Raw genomic sequence first — 17723 nt, forward strand, 5'->3', positions numbered from 1 at the left:
TCCGGGGAGACTTTCCCGTGCGCTTACCCACTTTCTTGTCCTACCGGGCGGACTCCGTGTACTCGTCGGCGACCGACAGCGCGGCGTCCAGCGCGGCGAGCCCCTCCTTGGCCTCGGCCTCGGTCACGTTGCAGGGCGGCACGACATGGGTGCGGTTCATGTTGACGAACGGCCACAGCCCGTTCGCCTTCGCGGCGGCGCCGAACGCGGCCATCGGGGCGTTGGCCTCCCCGGCGGCGTTGTACGGCACCAGCGGCTCCCGGGTCTCCCTGTTCTTTACGAGGTCCAGGGCCCAGAAGACACCCGTACCGCGCACTTCGCCGACGCTCGGGTGCCGCGCGGCCAGCTCCCTGAGCCCCGGTCCGAGGATGTTCTCGCCGGTGCGGGCGGCCTGCCCGACGATGTCCTCCTCCGCCATCACCGTGAGCGTGGCGACGGCTGCGGCGCAGGCGAGAGGGTGCCCGGAGTAGGTGAGCCCGCCGGGATAGGGGCGAGTGGCGAACGTCTCCGCGATCGCACCGGAGATCGCCACACCGCCGAGGGGCACATAGCCGGAGTTGACGCCCTTGGCGAAGGTCATCAGGTCGGGCACGACGTCGAACAGGTCGGCGGCGAACCACTCACCGGTCCGCCCGAACCCGGCCATGACCTCGTCCAGGACGAAGACGATCCCGTACCGGTCGCAGAGCGCGCGCACCCCGGCGAGATAGCCGGGCGGCGGGATCATGATGCCGGCGGTGCCGGGGATGGTCTCCAGGATGATCGCCGCGATGGTGGCCGACCCCTCGAAGACGATGGTGTCCTCAAGGTGCTGGAGCGCCCGCGCGCACTCCTGCTCCTCGGTCTCCGCGTAGAACTTCGACCGGTAGAGATAGGGCGCCCAGAAGTGCACGACACCGGCGGTGCCGTTGTCGGAGGGCCAGCGGCGGGGGTCGCCGGTGAGGTTCACGGCCTGCTGGGTGCCGCCGTGGTACGAGCGGTAGGCGGACAGCACCTTGGGGCGCCCGGTGTGCAGCCGGGCCATGCGCACCGCGTGCTCGACGGCGTCGGCGCCACCGTTGGTGAAGAAGATCTTGTCCAGGTCGCCCGGGGTCCGCTCGGCGATCAGCCGGGCCGCCTCCGACCGTGCCTCGACGGCGAACGCGGGCGCGAACGTCGTCATCCGCCCGGCCTGCTCCTGGATGGCCGCGACGACCTTCGGGTGCTGGTAGCCGATGTTCGTGAAGACCAGCCCACTGGTGAAGTCCAGGTACCGCCTGCCGTCGTAGTCCCAGAAGTACGCCCCTTCGGCACCGGCGACGGCGAGCGGGTCGATGAGCTCCTGCGCGGACCAGGAGTGGAACACGTGCGCACGGTCGGCGGCCTTGACGGCCGCGCCTGCCTGGGGGTCGGGCTGAGGGGTCATGCGGGGAGCGTAGGTGTCCCGGGTGAGGGCGCGGTATCGGCGACCTGTCTGGGGAATGGCGGCTGACGCGACAGGTTGTCGACCTGGTCCAAACCCGCCACGGGTGAAGAGCGCGCGCAAGCGCTTGCCGCACGGTCGCCGCTCCGCACTATCCTCGGCCTGTCGCGGCGGCATCCGCGTGGGCGGGGCGTACGGGGTGTCGCAGGGCGTACGGGGTGTACGGGGCGTTACGGGGAGGCGGGCGCGGCATGCGGAAGCTCGGGGACGGCGATCCGGTGCGGATCGGGGCGTACCGGCTGGTCGCGCGGCTCGGTGCGGGCGGGATGGGGCACGTGTACCTCGCGCGGTCCGAGCGGGGACGTACTGTCGCCGTCAAACTGGTCCGGCGGGAGCTGGCCGAGCAGGACGAGTTCCGGGACCGGTTCCGGCAGGAGGTCGCCGCCGCGCGGCGCGTCGGAGGGCACTGGACGGCACCCGTGCTCGACGCCGACACCGAGGCCGCCGTGCCGTGGGTCGCCACCGGGTACGTGGCCGGGCCGAGCCTGAAGCAGGTCGTCGGGCAGGACCACGGGCCGCTGCCCGAGCGGTCGGTGCGCGTTCTCGCCGCCGGGCTCGCGCACGCCCTCCACGACATCCACGCCGCCGGGATCGTCCACCGCGACCTCAAGCCGTCCAACGTCCTGGTCACCATCGACGGGCCCCGCGTCATCGACTTCGGTATCGCCCGCGCCCTGGAGACCGTCACCGACGGCGGCCTGACCCGCGGGGGCGCGCTGGTCGGCTCGCCCGGGTTCATGGCGCCCGAGCAGGTGCGCGGCGAGCGGGTCACCGCCGCCGCCGACGTCTTCTGCCTCGGTTCCGTCCTCGCCTACGCCGGCACGGGCGCCCTGCCCTTCGGCGCGGTCGGCAGCGGTGCCCACGCGATGATGTTCCGCATAGCCCAGGAGGAACCCGACCTGACGGGCGTCCCGGAGGGCATCGCCGGCCTCGTCCGCGACTGTCTCCGCAAGGACCCGGCCGACCGCCCCACACCGGAACAGATCCTGGAGCGTACGGGGGTGTCGGCGGACCTCGTCGCCGACGGACACGCGGGGGACACCTGGCTGCCGGGCACGCTGGTCGCCCAACTCGGGCGGCACGCGGTGCGGTTGCTCGACGTGGAGACGGAGGTGGAGGAGAGGCCGGGGACGGAGGCGGGGACGGATGTCAGGGAGCCAGGCATCGGGGACCGGGGCGTCATCGGTGACCGGGGCGTCAGGGAGGACCGGGACGGCGGTGGAGAACTGGACGGCGGTGGAGAACGGGACGGCAGTCGAGAACGGGGCGTCACGCCCGAGCATGCGCCGTCCGACGAGCCGCCCACCCATGCCGCCCACCGTCAGCTTCATCCGCAGCCCTTCGCCGCCGCACCCGGCGCGAGCCAACGGCCCCCTGTCTGGCCCGGGGACCCGGCGCTCGAAGAGCCGGTCATGCCGGTGGCGTGGAGCAGGACGCCCGCCGAGACACCGCTGCCCTATGCGGTGGGGCGCGCGGAGCCGGGGGCTGCTGGGAGGAGATCCCGGCTGTCGGTCGGGCTCGGCGTCGCCGCACTGGTCGTCACCCTCGGGGCCGGCGCGTCCATCGCCGCCCTGCTGAACGGCGACGACGGCACCCCGCCCGTGGCCCCGACGCCCACACCGACGTCGTCCGGCGGCTCGGTGTCACCGGCGGCCGGTGTCGTCCCGTCCGGCCTCCTCGGCACCTGGACCGCCTCGATCGACAGCGCCACGGGCCACAACACCCGCCGACTGACCATCACCCAGGGCGAGTTGGGCGACAGGGTGCTGACCCTGGTCGCCGACGGTCCCACGCAAACGGGCACCTACCACTGCGTCTTCGTCGCCGACCTGACCGAACGCCCCACCGGCGACACCCTGTTGACCCTCGGCCCGTCCCAGGTCACCTCCGGCGAACCGGCCTCCTCCTGCACCCCGGGCGCCGCCTCGACCGTCACCCTCCGCAAGGACGGCACGCTGAAGCGCGTGACAGCGGGCGGGGGCGGTGAGCTGACGTACGAGAAGGGGAGCTGAACGTCGGCGACCGCGAGCCACGGCACCGTCCCCTCAGCCGGGGCCATCGCCCTCACCGCGCCTCCGGCGGTCGTTGTCGGGGCATGTTCGGGCGGGTTCCCGGGGCGACTCCGAAGCGGCCCTGGTGGACTGTCGCGTCCTGGCGGGGGATTCCCATTCCCGCCGACTGGATGCCCAGCGGCGCGGAGCCGGTCCGGAACTCGACCATCCAGTCCGCCGTCTCCGCCCGGACCAGTTCCGTCACGTCCTCCGAGAAGCGGCGCAGCACTCCCAGGCAGCGGTCGGCCGCCTCGCTCGCCGTTCCCTCCGTCGGGCCGAGGACCTCGCGCACGCTTTCCGAGGCCCAGTCGAACTGCAGCACCTGAAGGCGTCGCTGGACGGCCTGGGCGGTGGCGACGTCCCTTATCCAGCCCGAGGTGACCCCGAAGAACCGGTCGGCGGCGACGCACGCCACCGCGACCAGCATCGCCAGATATCCCCAGGGCGCGATGTTGCCCATCACCCCGGTGAGGTCGAGCAGCGGCAGCGCGGCCCCGGCGATCGCCCCGAGCGCGGCGCCCGTACGCAGGGCCCGGGCGCCCCGGCGTTTCCAGACCCGGTCGGCGAGGTACCAGGCGGCCGTCTCCAGGGCGCCCTGCTCCACCCACCGGTACAGCTCGTCGAGGCGCGGCGCGGGCTCGCCCCAGTCGCCGAGGGGGAAGGGCCGGCCGGTGAGGTCCCCGGGTCGCAGCCCGGGGAAGCCCAGCTCGGGGGGACCTTCGCTCCGGCCGTCGTGGGGCGGTCTCTGCGGCGGCCCCTCGGGCTGCATCTCCGGCTGGCTCACCCGGCACTCCCTTAGCTGAGCAGACTGACCACAATCCATCACAGTGCGTGACACCGTACGGGCGCCCGCGTGACGTCTGATGCCGTTGTAAAGCTGTCGTGCCGCCCCCTTCCTACCGCCCAATGGGTGGCGATGACCAAGCTTTCGTTACTTTTCCGCTCGGAAGAATCGGTTGATCAGGTATAGGCCGACGAACCGACTCACTCGAAAGAGTGCTGGAGCGACGGCCCACCCGACCACGTAGGCTCGTGCTGAAGCCGAATTCGGCGCGGACGACGCTGAACGAGGCTGAACGACGACGACCGACTACGAACGATTACGTACGACGAGGAGCTGATCGTGATCCCCGGTGGTGGCCAGCCCAACATGCAGCAGCTGCTCCAGCAGGCCCAGAAGATGCAGCAGGACCTGGCGAACGCGCAGGAGGAACTGGCGCGGACCGAGGTCGACGGGCAGGCGGGCGGCGGACTGGTCAAGGCGACCGTGACGGGCGCCGGCGAACTGCGGGCCCTCAAGATCGACCCGAAGGCGGTCGACCCCGAGGACACCGAAACCCTCGCCGACCTGGTCGTGGCAGCCGTACAGGCGGCGAACGAGAACGCGCAGCAACTTCAGCAGCAGAAGCTGGGCCCGCTGGCCCAGGGTCTGGGCGGCGGCGGAAGCGGCATCCCCGGCCTGCCGTTCTGACGTTCGCCCCGCGCGCCCCCGGTCCCGCCTTCCTCAGGTGGGTGGCGGCCAACTACGGTACGTACAGCGGGCGCGAGGCGACCGTCGTAGCGATGACCGTTGTACTGAAGTACCGATGTACGGAAAGGCAGTCCGTTGTACGAAGGCGTGGTCCAGGACCTCATCGACGAACTGGGGCGGCTCCCGGGCGTCGGTCCCAAGAGCGCGCAACGGATCGCCTTCCACATCCTGCAGGCGGAGCCGACGGACGTACGGCGCCTCGCGCACGCCCTCCTCGAAGTGAAGGCGAAGGTCCGCTTCTGCGCGACCTGCGGAAACGTGGCGCAGGAGGAGCTGTGCGGCATCTGCCGCGACCCGCGCCGGGACCCGACGGTCATCTGTGTCGTCGAGGAGCCCAAGGACGTCGTGGCGGTCGAGCGGACGCGTGAGTTCCGCGGCAAGTACCACGTCCTGGGCGGCGCGATCAGCCCGATCGAGGGCGTGGGCCCCGACGACCTGCGGATCAGGGAACTCCTGACCCGGCTCGCCGACGGCACGGTCACGGAACTGATCCTGGCCACGGACCCGAACCTTGAGGGCGAGGCCACGGCCACGTACCTCGCCCGCATGATCAAACCCATGGGCCTCAAGGTCACCCGCCTGGCCAGCGGCCTCCCGGTGGGTGGCGACCTGGAATACGCGGACGAGGTCACCCTCGGCCGCGCCTTCGAGGGGAGACGACTTCTAGATGTCTGACGCCACGCTGCACGACACGACGCAGGACCCCGACGACTTCGCCGTCCAGATCGCCGACCAGGTGGAGAGCTTCCTGGTGGCCGTCACCGAGGTGGCGAAGGGCGACGAGCCGGACTCGGCGGTCCCCTTCCTCCTCCTGGAGGTCTCCCAGCTGCTGCTCGCCGGCGGTCGCCTCGGCGCACACGAGGACATCCTCCCCGACGAGCGCTACGAGCCCGACATGGGCCCGGAACCGGACGTGGACGACATCCGCGAACGGCTCGCGCTGATGCTGGACCCGGTGGACGTCTACTCGGAGGTCTTCGACCCCTACGAGCCCCGCAAGGCCCCGGTCCCGGCCCGTATCTCCGACGACCTGGCCGACGTCATCGCCGACCTCCGCCACGGCATGGCCCACTACCGTGCGGGCCGCACCACGGAGGCCCTGTGGTGGTGGCAGTTCTCCTACTTCTCCAACTGGGGCTCGACGGCGTCCGCGACCCTGCGCGCCCTCCAGTCCCTGGTCGCCCACGTCCGCCTGAACCAGCCCCTGGCGGAACTGGACGGCCTGGACACCGACCAGGAACTCGGCGACGAGACCCTGGAGGCGGAGGCCGGCAAGGTGATGGCGGAGGAGATCGCGGAGCCGCTGGGGTTGCGCACGGTGAAGTAACCAGGAGCACCTGCCCCTGACCGCCGCAGACCAGGTGGGTCCCAGGAACACTGACGTGGCCTACAGCCCCGCCGCCCCCAACACCGTCCGCAACCACCCCGCCTCCACGAACGGCGTCGTCACCGTCGGCTCGCTGTACCAGCGCAGCGGCCACGTGTTGCCGTCCAGGGCCGGGATCCCGATGTACGTCACGGTGCGTGATCCCTTCTCGCCGAACCGCTGTACGCCCAGGGGCCAGTTGTGCTTCCGTACCTCCCCGGGTGCGAGCAGGAAGTACATCCAGCGGAACCCGGTCACCTCGCAGACGACGGGCCCCGCGTCCCCGTCGGCCGCCTCGATGAGGTCGGCGGCGACCTGTTCCCCGCGTACGCCCTGGACACGGATCGTGTCGAAGTGGACGCCGGACAGGCGGAGATGGTGGCCGGCGAGGGGGACCCAGGCGGGGCGGTGGTGGGGGATCGCGTTCGTCATGGTCACACGGTGACGTGTGCCGGGCTACTCTCGGTAGCGACTGAGGTGATACACACCTGGGTGTATCAGTCGGAGGTGGCCGCTGTGTCAGTCCAGTACAACCCCAAGCCCAACCCCAACTCGCAGCCGTCGCCGGGCACCTGGCGGTACAGCGGCAACCAGTTGAAACGCTGGCGCACGAAGGCGAACATCACCCGCGAGGAACTGGGCGCCGCCGCCAACTACTCGCCGGACACCATCAAGTCCATGGAGCAGGGCGTACGCATGCCGACGCCCCGCGTGCTCGACGCGGCGGATGAACTGTGCCGCGCGGACGGTCTGCTGAGCGCGGCGAAGGAGTACGTGAAGAGGGAGCCGTTCCCGGCTCGGGCCCAGGACTTCATGCAGTACGAGCAGCAGGCGATCAGTTTCTGGTCGTACGAGGTCGCCCTGATCCCAGGGCTGTTGCAGACCGAGGCGTACGCGCGCTCACTGATCGAGAACCGTTATCCGCCCCTGAATGAGGAGACAGTGGAGGAGCGAATCGCGGCACGCATGGAGCGGCAGGTCATCCTCACGGACCGGAAGCCACCGGTGGGCCTGAGCTTCGTTCTGTACGAGGCGGCGCTGCGCAGTTCGCAGGTGGACACCGAGCAGTTGCACCGGCTGCTGGTGTCGGCTTCCCTGCGCAACGTCGTGTTGCAGGTGCTCCCCTTCGAGCGGGCCATCAGCGACTCGCTCATGGGGCCCATGGTGCTGCTGGAGACCCGCGAACACGAGCGACTCGCCTTCGCGGAGGGCCCGTTCGCCAGCGATCTGACGGCCGACCCGGAGGTTGTCAGTCGCGTGATGGAGCGGCTTAGCATGATCAGAGCGCAGGCTCTCAACCCCGCTGAGTCGGCCCGTTTTCTCGAACGGATGGTGGATCAGCCATGACCGAGCAGTTGCAGTGGTTCAAGTCGAGCTACAGCGACAACGAGGGTGGCAACTGCGTCGAAGTCGCGTTGGCGTGGTTCAAGTCGAGCTACAGCGACTCCGAAGGCGGCGCCTGCGTCGAAGTCGCGCTCCCCGCCACCCGAACGACCGTCCACATCCGCGACTCCAAGATCCCCGCGGGCCGCGAACTGCACATCACCGCCTCCGCCTGGACGGCGTTCATCTCCGCAGCTCAGCCCGGAGCTTGAGCCTCGGGCTTCGAGCTCTTCATCTTGGTTTGGGTTGGTTTGGTTTTGTGTTCTGGGATGGTTGAAATCCAACCCAACCAACCAATTCTGTAAGCGAGTTGAGACGGCGTAACCCGAATGAGTGACGTTCCGTGATCGGCTTGCGTCGGAGCGTGAAGGCGCCCTAGGTTCGCGGCAAACAGGCAAATAGATCGGCCCCGGCCGGTGTCGCAAACACCAGTGCCAGGGCCTAGACCTACCGATCGAACGGAACCTTCGATGGTGGCTTACGCCAACCCTAGTCCTGCCCTGCCGTCCCCGTCCCACCCCATGGCCAATACGGGTTATGGAAAACGCGCGACGGGTGACGAAGAACCGCACGCCGACCCGGAGTTCGCGCATCTGTGCCCTCGCGACCGCGAGATCGCCCTCTTCGTCGACCATCTCGAAGACGGTCACGCCATGGGCTACAAGGTGATCGCCGCAGAGCACTCGCGCTATGGCCAGCAGGCCGTACGCGTCTCGATGGGCCGCATCACCGCCGCCGGTCACCTGCGCTGGATCAAGGAACACATCACCGCCGAGGACAACTCGATGCGGTGGGTGACGCGCACGTACTGGTCGCGTACCCGCAGGTCGGCCGAGTGGTGGGCGGAGTTCGTACGGGAGCGCCGAGGCAGGGACGTGACCCGCCGCTATCAGTCGGGCCTGGCCCGTGTCGAGGAACCCGAGGTGCCCCAGGTGCCCCAAGTGCCCGAGGAGCCTGCCGAGTCCGGGGCGACCGAGGTGGACGGCGAGTCGGGACACGAACCGGACGAGCAGCCCGCCGAGCAGCCCAGTGTGGCCTACCAGGTACTCGCCGATCTCCGTACCGCCGACGCACGTCTGCCCCTGTCCGACGGCGACTGCCGTGCCCTCGAATCTCTCGCCGCGGAGTGGCTGTCCCGTGGTGCGAGTACCGACGACATCACCCGAGCCCTGACCGACGGCCTCCCGGCCGACGTCACCAACCCGGGCGGACTCGCCCGTAAACGACTGGAGAACAAGATGCCGCCGAAGAAGTCGACGCAGGGACCGCAGGCCGCCCGCCGCGCCCGGGTGACCCGCGTGATCGCTGCCTGCGGCCTGTGTGACGCGGACGAGCGCACCGCGAAGATCGTCAGCGGACTGTGCCCCGAATGTCTGGCGATGTGCGAACCGGACGGCCCGGTGGCCGCGCCCGTCCCGGAGACGTTCCTCCCCGGCCCGCGCGTCGGCGGCCTGCCGGGTGCCGACGAGGTCGTGGACGTCACCGACCGCGTCGCCGCGCTGCGCCGCGCGGCGGGGCTGCGGTGAGTGTGCAGGACGTGCCGGTCAGGGCACCATGGAGTCGAGGAGGCGACGCCATGATCCCAGGGACCGAGCACCCGCCGCAGATGACCGCCGAGGAGTTCGAGCAACTGGAACGCCATGCCCCGGAGACCGTGCGGCTGGAGTTCGTCAAGGGGAAGGTCCAGGTCAAGCCCGTGCCTGACGGCAACCACAGCGAGATTTACATGTGGCTTCTGGAGAGGTGCATGCAGTCGCGTCCTGATCTCCGTCTATACCCCGAGCGGGGCCTGAAGACCGAGGCATACCGCAAGGGGCGGGCCCGCGCGGACGCGATCCTCGTCCCCAGGGGCAGTCTCAAGGGGCGTGGCGAGTGGTCGAACGGGGAGGACGTTCTGATGGCCGTGGAAATCACGTCGTTCGACTCCGACACCCACCAGCGCGACCGGGTCGACAAGCCCGACGGCTACGCGGCCGCAGGCATTCCCGTCTACCTCCTCGTCGACCGGGACGACGGTTCGGTCGTCGTGTTCAACCAGCCCGAGAACGGCCGCTATCGCCACGAGGAGAAGCTGCCCTTCGGCGCCACCGTCAAGCTCCCCGACCCCGTAAACCTCACCCTCGACACCGAGCCCCTCAAGGAGTTCGTGGACTGACCCTGCCGTCCGGGCCTGGGCTTCACGAACCCCTGGTCATCCCCCAAACGCCCTTCCCCAGCGTCGTCACCCCGCCCCCCAGCGCCAGCAGCAGGACCAGCAGGCGGGCCCGGGGTTCCGGGATGCGGCCGGCGAGGGTGCTGCCGAGCAGGGCGCCCGTCACCATGGCCGCTGCCGAGGACGCCCACAGGGGAGGGGACAGGTGGGGGAGGCCGTTCGACGCGATCGAGACGGCGTTCACGAGGACGCCGTAGAACATGGCGTTCGGTACGAACTCCCGTACCGTCCAGCCCGCGTTGACCGCGTAGAGGGAAACCGGGGGACCGCCCACGCCCGCCGCCGAGTTCATGAAGCCGCCCGCCGCGCCCGCGACCACCGCACCGGCTCTGCCGCGCAGGGCGGGTACCCGGGTGCCACGCAGGACCAGCAGCACGGCCGTCGTCACCAGGGCGCCCATCGTCGCGAGCAGCGCGGGTTCGGGCAGGCGGCGGGCCAGCCAGGTGCCCGCCGGTACCGTGCACGCCGCCGCGGCGCACAACGGGACCATCGCCGTCAGGCGGACGTGTCGCCAGCCGTCCGCCAGGCCCACCAGACAGATCGCCCCGGCCGCGCAGTTGGCCAGGACCACACCCTCGGTGGGGCCCAGAAGCAGGATCAGGACGGGGACCGAGACCAGAGCGAAGCCCATTCCTGTCAGCCACTGCACGCAGGAGCCGAGCGCGACGGTTCCCGTAAGGATCAAGCTCGTTGTCAACTCCGTTGCCATCGGCGGAGGTTACTGCGAGTCCACGATGCGGTACTCGATTGCCGTCACCGACGGCTTGCCCGTCTTCGGGAGGGTCGCCAGGGCCATGCCCTGGTAGGTGTTCACCACGGTGTCGCGGTCGCGGATGTTGAAGACCGACTCCACCTCGGTCGGGGTGATGTCGTAGTTCTCGCGGTACGACGCCTTCAGCCCGTACTGGGATGCGTGCGCGGTCGGCAGGGCTGCCAGGACGCCGCCGTCCTTGAGGCGCAGGGCGTAGACCGTGTCGAACTCGGTGGGCGTGGTGACGTACGCCGTGGTCGCGAACTTCGCGTTCTTGCCGCTGTCGCGCTTCGCGTAGGTCTCGATCGCGTCCTTCGCGGCCTCGGTGGTGTGCGAGATGCCCGCCCCGGCCTTCGTGCCGCCGGTCGCGTACAGGTCCTCGAACGCCGCCGAGATCTGGTTCGGGGCGAGCGTGCCGACGCGAGTGGTGGCGTCGACGGCGGTGGCGAGGCCGGAGTCGTCGGTGGCGATCGCCGGGAGCGGGACCTCCGAGTAGACGGCCGACATCATCTTCCAGTCGTCGTACTCCTTGCCGAAGACCAGCAGCGCCTCGCTCTTGGAGTCACTGGCCTTGGTCGTCACCGCGAACCAGTCCTTGCCCGCCGGGATCCAGTACTTCATCCCGGTGTAGTGGAAGGGCTTGCGGTATTCGGCCTGTTCCTTCTTCGACCTGGTCTCGAAGAGGCGGTAGTCGGCCTTGCTCTGCTCGTACAGCTGCCCGCCCTCGACGGTGCCCAACAGGGCTGAGTCCTGCTGGGCGTTGGCCTTGTTGTTGACCGACTCGTAGGTGCCGAGGATCTTCGCCGCCTGCGCCTCGGTGACGGCACCCTTCGCCGCGGGGCTCGCGGCGGCGCCGTCGGCACTGTCCTTCGAGCCGGCGCCGCATCCGGTGAGAGCCAGTGCGGCGGCCACCACCGTCGTCGTCGCGCCGAGGGTGAACAGCTTCTGCCGGGAGGTCATACGGGGGCTTCTCCTCAGGGAGGGGCGGGAGTCGGGGCGGCCTGTGGGGTCGGGCTCACCGTACTGGGGTGAGTGTGAGGGTCCTGGGCGGGATCGGCGGACCGATGGTGTAACCCGTCCGCTCCGGAACGTCACCGCTCGTCGCGCTACGTGAATTGGAATCGTCCTTCCCGGCCCCTGTACGTCCCTTGCACGGGCGCTAACCAGCGGAAAGCGAAGCTGGAGTCACTTCCACCGCAGGAGATACGGAGGAAGCAACCACCCCCACCCGTACAGGAGTTGCGATGACCCGCAAGACCCGCATACGCGCCGCCCTCGTCACCGCCACCGCCCTTGTCACCGCAGCAACGGTCACGGTCGGGGTCAGTGCGGCGGGTGCCGAGCAGTCGAAGAAGCCCACCAAGAAGCAGATCGCCGCCCTCTTCGACGGCTGGAACAAGACCCTCCAGACCGGCGACTCGAAGAAGGTCACCGCGCGGTACGCGAAGGACGCGGTGCTCCTGCCGACCGTCTCCAACAAGATCCGGACCAACCCCGCCGAGATCACCGACTACTTCGACCACTTCCTGGAGAACAAGCCGGTCGGCAAGAAGATCAAGTCCTACATCAACATCCTCGACGACAACTCCGCGATCGACGCCGGCTCGTACTACTTCATCCTCACCGACCCGAAGACCGGCGAGAAGAAGAGGGTCGACGCCCGCTACACGTACGAGTACGAGAAGCGTGGCGGCCAGTGGCTGATCGTCAACCACCACTCGTCGATGATGCCCGAGGGCTGATCAGGCCCGGTCAGCCTGATCAGCCGGCGCTCTTCTGAGCCGCCGCGCGCAGGCTGAGCACCACGCTCAACCCGCCCCCGGGCGCGTCCGCCAGGGCAACCGTCCCGCCGTCGTCCGTCACCAGTTGCTTGACGACGGCGAGGCCGAGGCCCGAGCCGGAGCGCCCGGTGAGGCCCTGGCCGCGCCAGAAGCGGTCGAAGGCACGGGACTTCTCGGCGTCCGACATACCGGGACCCCCGTCCGACACGGTCAACTCCAGCCAGTCGCCCCGAGGTTCGGCCCGTACGGTGATCGCCCCGCCGTCCGGTGAGACCTCCAGGGCGTTCGACAGAACGTTGTCCAGTACCTGGTCCAGATGACCGGGGCTGGCCAGCACAAGCAGCCGGCCGTCGGCACTCCCCCGGAGCGTGATGGTGACTCCGCGCTCGTCGGCGGCCGGCCTCCACACCGACAGGCGTTCGTTCACGATGTCCCTGAGGGACAGCGGCTCGGCCGCCGTGACCTTCGCCTCGGCCCGGGCCAGCACCAGCAGCCCGTTGACCAGCCGGCTCATCCGTACGACCTCGGCGGTCGCCTGCTCCACGTCCTCCCGGACGAACTCGTCGTCGGTGCCGTCCGCGATGTTGTCCAGCGACAGACGCAACGCCGTGAGCGGGGTACGGAGTTGGTGCGAGGCGTCCGCCACGAAGATGCGCTGCGAGGCGACCAGCGTGTCCAGGCGTTCCGCACCCTGGTTGAGGGTGCGGGCCAGCGTCTGGGTCTCCGGCGGGCCCGTCACCTGCGAGCGCGCGGTGAGGTCGCCGTCGCTGAACTTGCTTGCCATACCGTTGAGTTCACGGAGGGGAGCGGTGATGCGGCGGGCGGCGTACGCGCCGATCGCGGCGGCGGCGGCCAGCACGAGCACGGCGAGTCCCGCCCGGAAACCCCAGATGTTCCACAGCCGCTTCGTCATGTCCGACGTCGAGTACACGATCCGCACGGCCGACTGACCCTGCGCGGGGACGGTGATCGTGAGCTGCTTGCCCCAGATGAAGTCGGAACCCCAGTCGGTGGTGGGCTCGTTCCGTTCCACGGCCCGGGTGAGCGCGGCGTTTGCGGCCGGCTTCGGCAGGTCCGGAGCGCAGTCGTGGAGGGGGGTGACCTGGACCTCGCCGGGCGTCGACTCGCCGTACGCCCTGGCCACCTCGGTCAGGGCCTCGCACGAGATGTTGTCCCCGTTGCCCAGCAGCAGTGCCATGGTGTTGGCCTCGCGCAACACGGACTGCCTTGTGTCGTCCCGCAGTTGGGCCGTGAGCGTGAACGCCACCGGCACCGTGAACAGCAGGATGGCGACGGCGACGAGCAGGATGTAACTCCGGATGAGCTGGCGGTTCACGAGGTCTCAGCATCCTTGACGATCTCCAGCCGGAAGCCGACGCCCCGGACCGCCTCGATCGCGATGGCGCCCTTCAACTTCCGCCGCAGCGCCGCCACATGGACGTCGAGCGTCTTCGTCGGCCCGAACCAGTTCGCGTCCCAGACGGCCTCCATGATCTGCTCGCGCGACATCAGCGCGCCCGGCTCCTCCGTGAGGAAGGCCAGCAGGTCGTACTCCTTGGGCGCGAGGGCGACCTCGTCGCCGTCCAGGCGGACCCGGGCGGCCTTGCGGTCGATCGTCAGGCGGGTGCCGTACCGGTCGGGGCCGGCGTCGGCCTGGGCGCGCGGCTGGACGCGCCTCATCACCGCTCTTATGCGCGCGATGACCTCTCGTACGCCGAAGGGCTTGGAGACGTAGTCGTCCGCGCCGAGCTCCAGGCCGACCACCCGGTCCGTCTCGTCGCTGCGCGCGCTGATGACGATGATCGGGACGTCACCGCGTTCGCGCAGCGCCCGGCAGACGTCCAGACCGTCGGTGTCGGGCAGGCCGAGGTCGAGCAGGACGACGTCGTACGGCTCGGAGTGGCTGAGTGCCGCGCCGCCCGTGGGGACCCACGCCACCTCGAAGCCGTAGCGCAGCAGGCCGCGACGGAGCGACTGGGCCACGGGTTCATCGTCTTCCACCAGGAGTACGCGCACGTCCGAACCTTAGTCCTTGAAACTTAATTCACAGCGGCAACGCGTATCCCACGGGCCGATGGGCATGAGCCCCGCTGAGCGGCCGAAGATCGCTGCGGTGAGCGGGACATCTCACCATGCGATATCCCGTAGGGGGAATTCGGCCGCTCGTTAGACTGAGCCGACCGCAGACGGACTGAGCTAGGAGCGCACGTGGGCCTTGTCGTGCAGAAGTACGGAGGCTCATCCGTAGCCGATGCCGAGGGCATCAAGCGTGTCGCCAAGCGAATCGTGGAAGCGAAGAAGAACGGCCACCAAGTGGTCGTCGTCGTTTCCGCGATGGGCGACACGACGGACGAGCTGATCGATCTCGCCGAACAGGTGTCTCCGATGCCTGCCGGGCGTGAGTTCGACATGCTGCTGACCGCCGGAGAGCGGATCTCCATGGCGCTGCTGGCCATGGCGATCAAGAACCTGGGTCACGAGGCCCAGTCGTTCACCGGCAGCCAGGCAGGCGTCATCACCGACTCGGTCCACAACAAAGCCCGGATCATCGACGTCACGCCGGGACGCATCCGGACCGCGCTGGACGAGGGCAACATCGCCATCGTCGCCGGGTTCCAGGGCGTCAGCCAGGACAAGAAGGACATCACCACGCTGGGACGCGGCGGGTCGGACACCACCGCCGTCGCGCTGGCCGCCGCCCTCGACGCCGAGGTGTGCGAGATCTACACCGACGTCGACGGTGTGTTCACCGCCGACCCGCGCGTGGTGAAGAAGGCCCGGAAGATCGACTGGATCTCCTCCGAGGACATGCTGGAGCTGGCCGCGTCAGGCTCCAAGGTGCTGCTCCACCGGTGTGTGGAGTACGCCCGCCGTTACGACATCCCGATCCATGTGCGCTCGTCCTTCTCCGGACTGCCGGGCACCTGGGTCAGCAACGAGAAGCCCGAGTGGCAAGGGGACCAGCAGGTGGAGCACGCCATCATCTCCGGAGTCGCCCACGACGTCTCCGAAGCGAAGATCACGGTCGTCGGCGTCCCGGACAAGCCGGGTGAGGCCGCGGTGATCTTCCGCGCCATCGCGGACGCGGAGATCAACATCGACATGATCGTGCAGAACGTGTCGGCCGCGTCGACCGGTCTCACGGACATCTCCTTCACCCTCCCCAAGTCCGAGGGCCGCAAGGCCATCGACGCCCTGGAGAAGGCGAAGGGCGGCATCGGCTTCGACTCGCTGCGCTACGACGACCAGATCGGCAAGATCTCGCTGGTCGGCGCGGGTATGAAGACCAACCCGGGCGTCACCGCGTCCTTCTTCCAGGCGCTGTCCGACGCGGGCGTGAACATCGAGCTCATCTCGACCTCCGAGATCCGCATCTCGGTCGTCACCCGCCAGGACGACGTACCCGAGGCCGTCCGAGCCGTTCACTCGGCCTTCGGCCTCGACTCCGACAGCGACGAAGCAGTCGTCTACGGAGGCACCGGCCGCTGATGGCTCCGCCCGGATCGACGGTGGCCAGGTCGGCGGCGGCCGGGTCGGCGGTGACTGGGTCGGCGGTGACTGGGTCGGCGGTGACTGGGTCGGCGGCGGCCGGGTCGGCGGTGACTGGGTCGGCGGTGGCCAGGTCGGCGGCGGCCGGATCGGCGGTGACTGGGTCGGCGATGGCCAGGTCGGCGGTGACTGGGTCGGCGGTGACTGGGTCGGCGGTGACCGGATTGGCTGTGACTGGGTCGGCGGTGACTGGGTCGACGATCGCCGTGCCCGGTTCGGCCGGTCCTGGGTCGGCCGTGCCCCGGTCGTCCGCGTCCGGGTCGACCGCTGTGCCCCGGCGGGCCGCCGTGCCCCGGCGGGCCGGCGTGACCGGTTCGGCTGCGCCCTGGTCGGCCGACTCCGGTTTGTCCGGTCCGTGGCCGGCCGGGGTCCGGCTGGCTGCTGGGTCTGGGCCGGCCGCTTCTCGGTCGGCTGCGCCCGGATCGGGTGCAGGCGTCCGGTCGTCCGCGTCCGGGGCTGCTGCCGTGCCCCGGACGGTCGCCTCCGGGGCGGTCGTCGCGTCCCGGGCCGCCGGGCGGCCCACGCTCGCCGTGGTGGGAGCGACCGGCACCGTCGGTGCCGTCATGCTCCGGATCCTGTCCCAGCACGCGGACATCTGGGGCGAGATCCGTCTCGTCGCCTCCCCGCGCTCGGCCGGCCGCAAGCTGACCGTGCGCGGTGAGGAGGTCGAGGTCGTGGCGCTGTCGGAGGAGGCCTTCGACGGCATCGACGTCGCGATGTTCTCCGTGCCCGACGACATCGCCGAACGGTGGGCGCCCGTCGCCGCCGCCAAGGGCGTCGTCGTCATCGACAACTCGAACGCCTTCCGGATGCACCCGGACGTACCCCTCGTCGTCCCCGAGGTGAATCCGCACGCCGTACGGCAGCGCCCGCGCGGGATCATCGCCAGCCCGCACTGCACGACCCTGTCGATGATCGTCGCCCTGGGCGCGCTGCACGCCGAGTACGGCCTGCGCGAGCTGGTGGTCTCCACGTACCAGGCGGTGAGCGGCGCGGGCCGGGCCGGCGTCGACACCCTGCGCCGGCAACTGTCCCTGGTCGCCGGTACGGAACTGGGGACCAACCCCGGAGACGTACGGCGGGCCGTGGGCGACGGGACGGGGCCGTTCCCGGAGCCGGTCGCGCTGAACGTCGTACCGTGGGCCGGGTCGACCCGGGCGGACGGCTGGTCGTCGGACGAGATGCAGCTCCGGGACGAGTCCCGCAAGATCCTCGGGCTGGCGAAGCTCCCCGTGGCCGTGACCTGCGTACGCGTGCCGGTCGTCACCGCGCACGCGCTGACCGTCCACGCCCGCTTCCAGGGCGAGGTCACCGTCGCCGGAGCCCGGGAGATCATCGCCACCGCGCCCGGCGTCGTGCTGTTCGACAACCCGGACGCGGGGGAGTTCCCGACCCCGGTGGACGTGGTCGGCACCGACCCGACCTGGGTCGGCAGGGTCCGGCGGTCGCTGGACGACCCGACCGCGCTGGAACTTTTCGTGTGCGGCGACAATTTGCGCAAGGGCGCCGCGCTCAACACGACACAGATCGCCGAGCTGGTGGCGGCCGAGCGGGCCTGACTGTTGTCGGCTCCGCACACCTCGACTGACCTGCGCGTAACGCTCTGTGCCGGTCCGTAGCGATCTGTTGATCTTGTC

19 protein-coding genes are annotated in these 17723 nt (G+C 69.8%); 11 read left to right on the forward strand and 8 right to left on the reverse strand.

What is annotated here, in order from left to right; genetic code table 11:
- Nucleotides 1-40 precede the first annotated feature (40 nt).
- A complete protein-coding gene (locus STRTUCAR8_RS00755; protein WP_006373451.1) occupies nucleotides 41-1405 on the reverse strand; it encodes an aspartate aminotransferase family protein in 1365 nt (454 codons plus the stop codon).
- A gap of 248 nt (nucleotides 1406-1653) precedes the next feature.
- On the opposite strand from STRTUCAR8_RS00755, the gene STRTUCAR8_RS00760 reads away from it, so the two are divergent.
- On the forward strand, nucleotides 1654-3474 hold the full coding sequence (locus STRTUCAR8_RS00760; protein WP_006373426.1) for a serine/threonine-protein kinase: 1821 nt from the start codon (nucleotides 1654-1656) through the stop codon (nucleotides 3472-3474).
- 52 nt (nucleotides 3475-3526) lie between these two features.
- Here STRTUCAR8_RS00760 and STRTUCAR8_RS00765 read toward each other — a convergent pair whose 3' ends face one another.
- Nucleotides 3527-4297: an SLATT domain-containing protein gene (locus STRTUCAR8_RS00765; RefSeq protein ID WP_006373461.1), complete on the reverse strand. Its 771-nt coding sequence runs from the start codon at nucleotides 4295-4297 to the stop codon at nucleotides 3527-3529.
- A gap of 339 nt (nucleotides 4298-4636) precedes the next feature.
- On the opposite strand from STRTUCAR8_RS00765, the gene STRTUCAR8_RS00770 reads away from it, so the two are divergent.
- From STRTUCAR8_RS00770 to STRTUCAR8_RS00780, 3 genes are all read left to right on the forward strand, one after another.
- A complete protein-coding gene (locus tag STRTUCAR8_RS00770; protein ID WP_006373444.1) occupies nucleotides 4637-4984 on the forward strand; it encodes a YbaB/EbfC family nucleoid-associated protein in 348 nt (115 codons plus the stop codon).
- A gap of 135 nt (nucleotides 4985-5119) precedes the next feature.
- Complete coding sequence (gene recR / locus STRTUCAR8_RS00775; protein WP_006373439.1) at nucleotides 5120-5719, forward strand: recombination mediator RecR; 600 nt, start codon at nucleotides 5120-5122, stop codon at nucleotides 5717-5719.
- Nucleotides 5712-6371, forward strand: coding sequence for a DUF5063 domain-containing protein (locus tag STRTUCAR8_RS00780; RefSeq protein ID WP_006373440.1), 660 nt, complete (start codon nucleotides 5712-5714; stop codon nucleotides 6369-6371). Before recR ends, STRTUCAR8_RS00780 begins: the two co-directional genes overlap by 8 nt.
- Nucleotides 6372-6431: 60 nt before the next feature.
- On the opposite strand, the gene STRTUCAR8_RS00785 is transcribed toward STRTUCAR8_RS00780, so the two are convergent.
- Nucleotides 6432-6842 carry a hypothetical protein gene (locus STRTUCAR8_RS00785; RefSeq protein WP_234372479.1) on the reverse strand — a complete coding sequence of 137 codons (411 nt, stop codon included), beginning with the start codon at nucleotides 6840-6842 and terminating at the stop codon, nucleotides 6432-6434.
- 84 nt (nucleotides 6843-6926) lie between these two features.
- Between STRTUCAR8_RS00785 and STRTUCAR8_RS00790 the strand changes: the two genes are divergently transcribed.
- The 4 genes from STRTUCAR8_RS00790 (at nucleotide 6927) to STRTUCAR8_RS00805 (ending at nucleotide 9948) form a co-directional block, all read left to right on the forward strand.
- On the forward strand, nucleotides 6927-7757 hold the full coding sequence (locus STRTUCAR8_RS00790) for a helix-turn-helix domain-containing protein (protein ID WP_006373453.1): 831 nt from the start codon (nucleotides 6927-6929) through the stop codon (nucleotides 7755-7757).
- Nucleotides 7754-8005, forward strand: coding sequence for a DUF397 domain-containing protein (locus tag STRTUCAR8_RS00795; protein ID WP_006373422.1), 252 nt, complete (start codon nucleotides 7754-7756; stop codon nucleotides 8003-8005). The genes STRTUCAR8_RS00790 and STRTUCAR8_RS00795 overlap by 4 nt, the downstream gene beginning before the upstream one ends.
- Before the next feature lie 309 nt (nucleotides 8006-8314).
- Nucleotides 8315-9319: a hypothetical protein gene (locus STRTUCAR8_RS00800; RefSeq protein ID WP_044471408.1), complete on the forward strand. Its 1005-nt coding sequence runs from the start codon at nucleotides 8315-8317 to the stop codon at nucleotides 9317-9319.
- 50 nt (nucleotides 9320-9369) lie between these two features.
- Nucleotides 9370-9948 (forward strand): Uma2 family endonuclease, encoded by a 579-nt coding sequence (locus STRTUCAR8_RS00805; RefSeq protein ID WP_006373455.1) that lies wholly within the window; start codon nucleotides 9370-9372, stop codon nucleotides 9946-9948.
- A 22-nt stretch (nucleotides 9949-9970) separates the two neighbouring features.
- Here STRTUCAR8_RS00805 and STRTUCAR8_RS00810 read toward each other — a convergent pair whose 3' ends face one another.
- Both STRTUCAR8_RS00810 and STRTUCAR8_RS00815 read right to left on the reverse strand, forming a co-directional pair.
- On the reverse strand, nucleotides 9971-10714 hold the full coding sequence (locus STRTUCAR8_RS00810; RefSeq protein ID WP_059072895.1) for a sulfite exporter TauE/SafE family protein: 744 nt from the start codon (nucleotides 10712-10714) through the stop codon (nucleotides 9971-9973).
- Between the two features lie 9 nt (nucleotides 10715-10723).
- Nucleotides 10724-11716 carry a DUF8094 domain-containing protein gene (locus STRTUCAR8_RS00815; protein ID WP_006373463.1) on the reverse strand — a complete coding sequence of 331 codons (993 nt, stop codon included), beginning with the start codon at nucleotides 11714-11716 and terminating at the stop codon, nucleotides 10724-10726.
- Nucleotides 11717-12000: 284 nt separating this feature from the next.
- Here STRTUCAR8_RS00815 and STRTUCAR8_RS00820 point away from each other — a divergent pair, with 284 nt between their 5' ends.
- Nucleotides 12001-12498, forward strand: coding sequence for an SgcJ/EcaC family oxidoreductase (locus tag STRTUCAR8_RS00820; protein WP_006373466.1), 498 nt, complete (start codon nucleotides 12001-12003; stop codon nucleotides 12496-12498).
- A 19-nt stretch (nucleotides 12499-12517) separates the two neighbouring features.
- On the opposite strand, the gene STRTUCAR8_RS00825 is transcribed toward STRTUCAR8_RS00820, so the two are convergent.
- A complete protein-coding gene (locus STRTUCAR8_RS00825) occupies nucleotides 12518-13873 on the reverse strand; it encodes a sensor histidine kinase (RefSeq protein ID WP_006373418.1) in 1356 nt (451 codons plus the stop codon).
- On the reverse strand, nucleotides 13870-14553 hold the full coding sequence (locus STRTUCAR8_RS00830) for a response regulator transcription factor (protein ID WP_006373446.1): 684 nt from the start codon (nucleotides 14551-14553) through the stop codon (nucleotides 13870-13872). Before STRTUCAR8_RS00830 ends, STRTUCAR8_RS00825 begins: the two co-directional genes overlap by 4 nt.
- Nucleotides 14554-14745: 192 nt before the next feature.
- On the opposite strand from STRTUCAR8_RS00830, the gene STRTUCAR8_RS00835 reads away from it, so the two are divergent.
- Entirely contained in the window at nucleotides 14746-16026 is a 1281-nt protein-coding gene (locus tag STRTUCAR8_RS00835) for an aspartate kinase (protein ID WP_006373442.1), read from the forward strand.
- Here STRTUCAR8_RS00835 and STRTUCAR8_RS52210 read toward each other — a convergent pair.
- Nucleotides 15920-16651 (reverse strand): hypothetical protein, encoded by a 732-nt coding sequence (locus tag STRTUCAR8_RS52210; RefSeq protein WP_158697374.1) that lies wholly within the window; start codon nucleotides 16649-16651, stop codon nucleotides 15920-15922. The genes STRTUCAR8_RS00835 and STRTUCAR8_RS52210 overlap by 107 nt on opposite strands.
- Here STRTUCAR8_RS52210 and STRTUCAR8_RS00840 point away from each other — a divergent pair.
- Nucleotides 16650-17645, forward strand: a complete 996-nt coding sequence (locus tag STRTUCAR8_RS00840; protein WP_086025703.1) for an aspartate-semialdehyde dehydrogenase — start codon at nucleotides 16650-16652, stop codon at nucleotides 17643-17645. The genes STRTUCAR8_RS52210 and STRTUCAR8_RS00840 overlap by 2 nt on opposite strands.
- Nucleotides 17646-17723: the final 78 nt, after the last annotated feature.

It is taken from the genome of Streptomyces turgidiscabies Car8, from assembly GCF_000331005.1.
Lineage (GTDB): Bacteria > Actinomycetota > Actinomycetes > Streptomycetales > Streptomycetaceae > Streptomyces > Streptomyces turgidiscabies.